The sequence below is a fragment of the Halorhodospira sp. M38 genome, assembly GCF_022227985.1.
GTDB classification, from domain to species: Bacteria; Pseudomonadota; Gammaproteobacteria; order Nitrococcales; family Halorhodospiraceae; genus Halorhodospira; species Halorhodospira halophila_A.
In genome coordinates, this window is sequence record NZ_JAJNQP010000040.1 from 1 (window position 1) to 7,360 (window position 7,360).

At 66.9% G+C, this 7,360-nt stretch carries 6 protein-coding genes and 2 pseudogenes; 6 read left to right on the forward strand and 2 right to left on the reverse strand.

Going from position 1 to position 7,360, the window contains the following annotated elements:
* Positions 1-106 precede the first annotated feature (106 nt).
* Together LRA98_RS12210 and LRA98_RS12215 are read right to left on the reverse strand one after the other, a co-directional pair.
* Positions 107-1,198, reverse strand: coding sequence for an IS3 family transposase (locus LRA98_RS12210; RefSeq protein WP_238634177.1), 1,092 nt, complete (start codon positions 1,196-1,198; stop codon positions 107-109).
* Positions 1,195-1,581: a hypothetical protein gene (locus LRA98_RS12215; protein ID WP_238634176.1), complete on the reverse strand. Its 387-nt coding sequence runs from the start codon at positions 1,579-1,581 to the stop codon at positions 1,195-1,197. The genes LRA98_RS12210 and LRA98_RS12215 overlap by 4 nt, the downstream gene beginning before the upstream one ends.
* A 163-nt stretch (positions 1,582-1,744) precedes the next feature.
* Between LRA98_RS12215 and LRA98_RS12220 the strand changes: the two genes are divergently transcribed.
* The 6 genes and pseudogenes from LRA98_RS12220 to csx2 form a co-directional block, all read left to right on the forward strand.
* The gene (locus LRA98_RS12220) at positions 1,745-2,509 is read left to right on the forward strand and encodes a hypothetical protein (RefSeq protein WP_238634175.1); all 765 of its coding nucleotides are present in this window, start codon (positions 1,745-1,747) and stop codon (positions 2,507-2,509) included.
* A gap of 55 nt (positions 2,510-2,564) precedes the next feature.
* A pseudogene (locus LRA98_RS12225) lies at positions 2,565-3,208 on the forward strand (transposase); the annotation flags it as partial.
* A gap of 134 nt (positions 3,209-3,342) precedes the next feature.
* Entirely contained in the window at positions 3,343-4,860 is a 1,518-nt protein-coding gene (gene istA / locus LRA98_RS12230; protein WP_238634174.1) for an IS21 family transposase, read from the forward strand.
* Complete coding sequence (gene istB, locus LRA98_RS12235; RefSeq protein WP_238634173.1) at positions 4,847-5,587, forward strand: IS21-like element helper ATPase IstB; 741 nt, start codon at positions 4,847-4,849, stop codon at positions 5,585-5,587. The genes istA and istB overlap by 14 nt, the downstream gene beginning before the upstream one ends.
* A 61-nt stretch (positions 5,588-5,648) precedes the next feature.
* Positions 5,649-6,173, forward strand: a pseudogene (locus tag LRA98_RS12240) (IS3 family transposase); the annotation flags it as partial.
* 121 nt (positions 6,174-6,294) lie between these two features.
* Positions 6,295-7,360 (forward strand): TIGR02221 family CRISPR-associated protein (gene csx2, locus LRA98_RS12245; protein WP_238634172.1); only part of this gene is annotated, 1,066 nt, incomplete at its 3' end.

A 7,360-nucleotide genomic window follows, 5' to 3' on the forward strand; every position in this document is an offset into this window, starting at 1 on the left:
AGGGATTGAAAATCCTTCTCGACGCCACGCCCTTCACCCCCGAGCTACAGCGGCCCCAGAGCAGCCATTCGCTCATCCCTGACCGCTGATGCCCACGCGGAATGTGTCAACCTCTGTCCGACAGTAGGGGCTCGTTTTCTTCATGAATGTCCACCCTGGGGGTGGGGGTTGATAGCGCCTCGGCGCTAGCCTTGAGGAAAGCGTCGGCGCTCTGGGCCACGCCGTCCTCGGGGTTGATGGCGACCTCCTGAGGGGGCTTGTTGGCGATGGGGCGCCCCCTCGGGAACCGGCTGGTATTGCTCTCGTAGTAGGCATCGAGAGCGGCCTGGCGCTGGACGCGCACCGCCTCCGCGCGCCCCTCAAAGACCTCAGCCGGGGTGTAGTAGCCCAGCCCCTCATGCGGGCGGTGTTTGTAGCCCTCCATGAACGCCGCTAGCCACTCGCGGGCGTGGTCGATGCCCTCGAACCGCCCGGGATAGTCCGGGCTGTACTTGAGCGTCTTGAAATGGGCCTCACTGAAGGGGTTATCGTTGCTTACCCGGGGTCGGGAGTAGCTGCGCCGGACCCCGTGACTGTCGAGGAACTCCCGGTAGCTCTGGGCGATCATGGGGGCTCCGCGGTCCTGGTGGACCACGAGAGCCCCCGGCTCAATGGCATGGCGCTCCAGTGCATGGCGGAACAGGTGTTGCGCCAGGCCACCGTTCTCCTTGCGCGAGACCATCCACGCGACGGGGTAGCGCGAGAACAGGTCCAGGACCTCGTAGAGGTTGAGGTAGACCCCCTTGCAGGTCGTGGGTAACTTGCTGATATCCCAAGACCAGCCCTGGTTGGGCGCACGGACGATCACCCGCGGCTTGACATGGCGCTGCGGCGGCCGCTGGTTGCGCCGCTCCCGGCTCTGCCCGCGGCGCCGCAGGATCCGGTAGATCGACGACACCGACGGCAAGGGCCGCCCCTGGTTGAGCTCCCGGGCGTGAATGACTCGCACCGCCTCGTCCCGGTAGGTAGCGCTGTTCACCGTCTCGAGGACATACGCCACCTCCGCCTCCGAGAGCTGACGGGGCTGCTTGGAGGCCGCTGTGTCCGGCTGTGCCCGCGAGGGCCGCTTGCGGGGATAGGTCCCCGTCCGGGACAGCCCGAGGGCGTCACAGGCCCGGCTGCGTGGCACATACGCTGGACGCTCCGCCAGGCAGCTCATTGCGATTCCCCGTTCTGCAGATCCTCGGACAGGGTGGCGACTTTTTTTTGAAGCTCTACAAGGTCTTCCGCGACCTTGGCGCGGTGCTCAAGCTGCGCTTTCTCCTTCTCCAGCTGCTCGATGCGCCGGTCACGGGCATCCTTCGCCTTGCGGCCGCCGGAGCTAGGCTCCAGGCCCTGCGTACCTTGCTCTTTGAGGGTCTTGCGCCAGTTGGCAAGCTGGCTCGCATAGAGCCCCTGCTCCCGGAGCCACGCCGTCTTCTCTCCCTTCGGCAAAGCGTCGTGCTCCTCCAGCAGGCGCTGCTTCTCCGCGCTGCTGAACTGCCGGCGGGTGCGGCGCTCCAGGGTGGGCTCCGGCTGCACTTCCTCGGTGTCGTCGGTCATCGGCTCATCCTCCGATCAGTGCCCAAGGTTATACAAGTTTTGCCCTTGGCACTGTCGGACGGGAGGCTGACACATAGGGACGCTGCAAGCTTGCCGACGCCGCGCTGCGGCTGCCGGCGTGGCAGCTTAGGACCCGTCCATTCGAGCCGCCACGGAGCCAGGCATGACGGGCCGCAATCTCTACCTCCTCCTCTACGCCACCATCGCGCTGCTCTGCGTCAGCATCAGCGTCTACCTCTCCTACTACGGCTACTACAGCCACCTCGAGGAGCTGACCTTCCTGTTCGCTGCGCTGATCGGGCTGCTGCTCTTCGGGGCGGACATGCTGATCCGTCAGTTCCGGCTCGCCCGCCGCTCGCTGCTGATGCCGCTGCTGTTCTTCGCGCTCATCGCCGCCTTTAGTGGCGCGAGCAACTTCAACTACCTCTACACCAACTTCATGCAGGAGCGCATGGCGCAGCGCCAGCTCGCCGAGCTCTTCCGGGACTACCGCCAGAACCTGACAGACACGCGCTCGCGCTTGCTGAGCACGCCCTTCATGGAGGAGGGCCTTGCCGAGCACCAGCGCCTCGAGCGCGAGCTCGAGCAGCTGCGCCAGCAGGTGACCGATCCGCGGCGTCCCGGCTGTGGGCGCCGCTGCCGGGACCACATGGCGCAGATCCACCAGATGCTCGGCGGCGCCCCGACGCAGCTCGCCACCCCCTCGGTAGAGGCGCCGATTGACGAGCAGCGCGCCTGGTATCAGGACTACCGCAACGTAGTCATGAGCGACTTCCGCACCGGGGTCGCCTCCCGGGCGTACCGCCAGGCCCAGGCGGTCGTCGAGCGCATCGACGAACTCCTCGCCCGCTACAAGAGCCCGCAGAAGGCCCTCGAGCGGGCCAGCGCGGCGCAGGGCGGGCTCCTCAATCCTGAAGTGGTCCAATAGCAGCGGACACCCCAGCTAAGCCACACTGAGAGGAATAGAGACTGGAGGTGTCCCCATGGGAAAGGCGACCCGTCGCCGTTACAGCTGGGAGTACAAGCGGGCCGCGGTAGCCATGCACCGTGAACAGGGCTACGGCAAGGCGGAGGTAGCCCGGCGCCTTGGGATCGATCGCAGCATGGTCGATCGCTGGGAGCGGCAGCTGCACGGTAACGGTCAGGAAGCCCCTCAAGCGGGGGGATCGATCGGCTCAGGCGAGGACGAGCGCGATGCCGAGCTCCGCCGCCTTCGCGAGGAGAACCGTAAGCTGCGGGAAGATAAGGAGATCCTAAAAAAGGCCACGGCCTTCTTCGTCAACGAGTAGAGCGCCGCTACGAGTTCATCGAGGCGGAGAAGGCGAACCACAGCATCGGCCGGCTGTGCCGGAACCTGGAGGTCTCTCGCAGCGGCTACTACGACTGGCGCCGGCGAGAGACCCTGGACCTGGAGCGGAACATGCTGATCGAGCGCGTCGGGCAGTTGCATGAGCAGAAGCGGGGTAGCCTCGGCAGCCGCCGTATGGCGGCATAGCTACGCAGCGAGGGCTATGAAGTGGGTCGCCACCGGGCCCGCAGCCTGATGCGCGAGGCGGGCGTTGAGTGCCGTCAGCGCCGGCGTTTCCGGGCCACCACGCTCAGCGATCACCGTCGCCCGGTCGCTCCTGTTAGCGGCCCCGTAAACTGACCCACAGCTGGCCAAGAAAATTGACCCACCCTCGGGTGGCCCCTGGCCACGAATGACCATACCGTCGGCTGCCGAACTGAGCGGTGGAGACGGGAGCTGTGAAGGAGTGGGTCGTGATTCACAAGATCAAAGCGCTCTACGACGAAGGCCGCGGACTATCGATCCGCGCTATCGCCCGAGAGCTGGGGGTGTCCCGGAACACGGTGCGCAAGTACCTCGCACAGTCGCCGGCGGGCATCGTCTTCGAGCGAGCTCAGCGGCGGCGTCACCGGCTCGACGAGCATCGGCCGTTCATTGAGTACCTGCTTCGCCGTTACCCCAAGCTCAGCGCCGTGAAGGTGGCGCGCAAGCTGCGTGAGAAGCTCGGCGAGATCGACGTCTCCGATCGCACCCTGCGCCGTTACCTGCAGCAGGTGCGTGCGAGCATCCCGGTGGCGCAGCCGCGCTACTACGAGCCGGTGCTGGACCTGGTGCCGGGGGTTCAGTGCCAGGTCGATCCCGGCGAGCTGCGCGGCGTGGAGATCGGCGGTGAGTCCCGGACGGTGTACTTCGTCGTCTTCGTGCTCTCGTACTCGCGGCGGATGCACGTGGCGGTCTCGTTGCGCCCGATCGATACCGAGGCGTTCATCGGCATGCACGACGAGGCCCTGCGCGCCTTCGGCGGCGCCCCCGAGGAGTGCGTCTACGACCAGACGAAGATGGTGGTCATCGCCGAGCAGTTTCGGGAGCTGACGGTCAACGAGCGCTTCCACGCCTACGCCACCGCCGCCGGGTTCCATGTCCACGCCTGCCGCGGCTACGACCCGGAGAGCAAGGGCAAGGTCGAGGCCGGCGTGAAGTACGTCAAACGCGACTGCCTCTACGGCGAACGTTTCGCCGACGAGCAGGACCTGCGCGCCCATGTCCAGCAGTGGCTTGACGAGGTGGCCAATGTCCGCGTCCACGGCACCACGCAGCGCCAGCCTCAGGAGCACTTCGAGGCCGCGGAGCGGGCGCACCTGCGGCCGTACCTGACGCCGGAGTGGCTGGACCAGGCCAAGGCCGCGCTGGCCACCCGTAAGGTGGACAAGACGGGTCTGATCGCCTGGTCGGCGAACAAGTACTCGGTGCCGATGGCCTACCAGCGTGGCGAGGTCGGCGTCCAGGAGGACGGGGGGCAGCTGCACATCGTCGACCTGGAGACCGGCGAGATCGTGGCCACTCATCCAGTGGTCGCCGACAAGGGCCAGACGGTGCGCAACAGCCACCACTACCGGGATCGGGCCCGGCACATCGCCGAGTTGGAGGGGGCGATCGCCGAACGCGTTGGCGCCGAGCTCGGCGAGCGGCTCTGCGCCCGGCTGCGCGCCTGTGATCCGCGCATCTACCGTGATCAGGTCGCGGCGGTCAATCGTATGCTCGAGGCCAGGCCTTTGCCGCCGAGCGATGTGCTCGAGCGTCTGGCCGAGCGCGAGGGGCTGACGGCCACGCGGGTCCGAGACTACCTCGAGGCCTATCACCGCGCCGAGCAGCGTGGCCGCGATGCGACGCAGCCGCCGTCCGAGGCCCCGGCATCGCCGCTCTCCCTGGCCGCCTACGCGCACCTTGGCCACCCGGGTGGCCAAACGGAGGTGACCCATGAGCCGTCTTGAGCAGACCGTGGGCCGCTACCGCAATCTGCGCTGCACGGCGATCGCCGACGAGCTCCCGCAGCTGCTCGCCCAGGCCGAGGCCAACGCAGCCTCCTACCTCGACTTCGCCGAGCAGCTCGCCGAGCGCGAGCAGCAGGTCCGCGAGCACAAGCGCCTCGACGGCAACCGCCGCCGTGCCCGCCTACCCGCGGGCAAGCGCCTGGAGGCGTTCGACTACCGCCACCAGACGACGATCACCAAGCGCCAGGTCAATGCGCTGCTGGACTTCGGCTTCATCGACAACCGGCAGAACCTGGTGTTCATCGGTCCGCCCGGCGTCGGCAAGACGCACCTGGCCGTGGGCATCGCCGACAAGGCCCTTGATGCCGGTTACAAGGTGCTCTTTCGCAACGCCCTGGAGCTGGTCGAGGAGCTGGAGATCGCCGAGATGAAGGGCGAGCTCAAGAAAAAGATCGCCCAGCTGACGCGCTTCGACCTGCTGCTCATCGACGAGCTCGGCTACCTGCCGATGAGCCGCCAGGCGCGCTACAACCTCTTCCAGCTGGTGCACGCCTTCTACGAGTACCGCTCGCTGATCCTGACCACCAACAAGGACTTCACCGACTGGGGCGAGTTCTTCCACAACGACAACGTCGCCGTCCCGATCATCGATCGGGTCATCCACCACTCATCGATCTACATGCTCGGAGGTGAGAGCTACCGACTCAAGGAGAAGACCGCCGGCTGAGGCCGGCAAGGTGGGTCAATTTTAATGTCCGCAAGTGGGTCCAAGACGGTGGCCATTGACAGCTCCCAATCTGCTGAAGCGGGACTTCTGGGCGCCGCGGCCCAACGAGACCTGGCTCGCCGACATCAGTGCAGTCTGGACCCTGGAGGGCTGGGTCTACTTGGCAGCGGTACTCGACGTCTACGACCGGCAGATCGTCGGCTGGGCGATGGCCGAGCACATGCGCTCCGAGCTCACTCTCCGGGCCCTGGAGATGGCTATCGGGCGCCGCCGGCCGGGCCCCGGACTCATCCATCACTCCGACCGCGGTAGCCAGTATGCCTCGGCGGAGTACCAGGCGCTACTACGCCGTCACGGGCTCACCCAGTCCATGAGCCGGAAGGGGGACTGCTGGGACAACGCCCCAATGGAGCGGTTCTTCGGCACTCTGAAGAGCGAATGGACGGGCGGACAGCGGTACAGCACCCGCCAAGCAGCCTACGACGACATCGCTCGGTTCATCGAGCTCGAGTACAACAGCGTGCGCCATCACTCTTCGCTCGGATATCTGACACCACGCGAAAGGGAAATGGCCGCCGTTGCTTAATCGGGTGTCCGCTGCGACTTGACCAGAACACTTCTCGGCTACGGGATCGTCCGGATGTTTTTCAGCGGCTAGACTGGCCCCTTTCCATCACAGCATCACCGGCTTTCAGGGAGGAACACCGATGCACACCCTTGTCTCGTTTCTCGGCCGCACCCGCCGCCCGGAGCAGGGCTACGAGCGCGTGGCCTATTGTTTCCCGGACGGCACCCGCCAAGAGGGCATCGCCTTCATCGGCCACGGGATCGCCGCCCACACCCGTCCGGACCGGCTCGTCATCCTCGGTACGGCCGGCAGCATGTGGGACCAGTTGCTCGCGGACTACCCGTCAGCACAGCTGCCGGAGGAGAGTGACCTGGCCCTGCCGGATAGCGTCGACCGCCAGGCGACGAGCGCCGAGCAGCTCGACGAGCTCGCGCAGGCGCTGACTCAGGCGGCCGGCCGGGAGGTCATCCTGCGCCTGATCCCGGAGACGCCGGGGATGGACGAGACGTGGCAGATCCTGCACACGCTCGCCGAGGTGACCGCCGACACCGACCGGCTGACCCTCGATATCACCCACGGCTTCCGCCACCTACCCATGGTGGCGCTCATGGCCGCCCTCTATCGCCAGACCCTCACGCCCGATCTCGAGGTCGACGGGCTCTGGTACGCCCAGCTCGCCTCCGGCGGCCAAGAGGCCGAGATGCACGACATCGCCGGCATCCTCGCCCTCGCCGACTGGATGGAGGCGATCCAGCGTGGCCGGACCACCGGTGATCTCTCGGCCGTGGCGAGCCTGCTCCAGGCCGATGCCCCGCAGATCGCCGAGGACCTCGCCCAGGGGAGCTTCCTCGAGACCGTCCACCAGGGCCAGCACGCGCGAAGCCGCTATCGCCGGGTACGGCAGGCGCTGAGAGAGACCGATCTCCCCGGTCCCGGCGGGCTCTTCCAGCCCCTGCTCGAGGCGCAGACCGCCTGGGTCGAGGGACAGCGCCTGTACCTGCGCCAGGCCGAGCACGCCCGCAACGCGCTCGCGCGACAGGACTACCTACGGGCCGCGCTCTACGGCTATGAGGCGTTCATCACGCAGCGGGTCTACCAGCGCGACGGTGCGCAGTGGATCAACGACCGCGAGCAGCGGGAGGCGGCACGGGAGGCGTTCATCCGCAATTGCAAGGGCCGCAGCCGGAAAGGCTCGAGATGCCAGG

Excerpts from the sequence above, each read along its gene's own strand:
- LRA98_RS12210 (WP_238634177.1), bottom strand. The coding sequence starts at position 1,198 with ATGAGCTGCCTGGCGGAGCGTCCAGCGTATGTGCCACGCAGCCGGGCC.
- istB (WP_238634173.1), top strand. The coding sequence starts at position 4,847 with ATGAGCCGTCTTGAGCAGACCGTGGGCCGCTACCGCAATCTGCGCTGC.
- LRA98_RS12220 (WP_238634175.1), top strand. The coding sequence starts at position 1,745 with ATGACGGGCCGCAATCTCTACCTCCTCCTCTACGCCACCATCGCGCTG.
- LRA98_RS12215 (WP_238634176.1), bottom strand. The coding sequence starts at position 1,581 with ATGACCGACGACACCGAGGAAGTGCAGCCGGAGCCCACCCTGGAGCGC.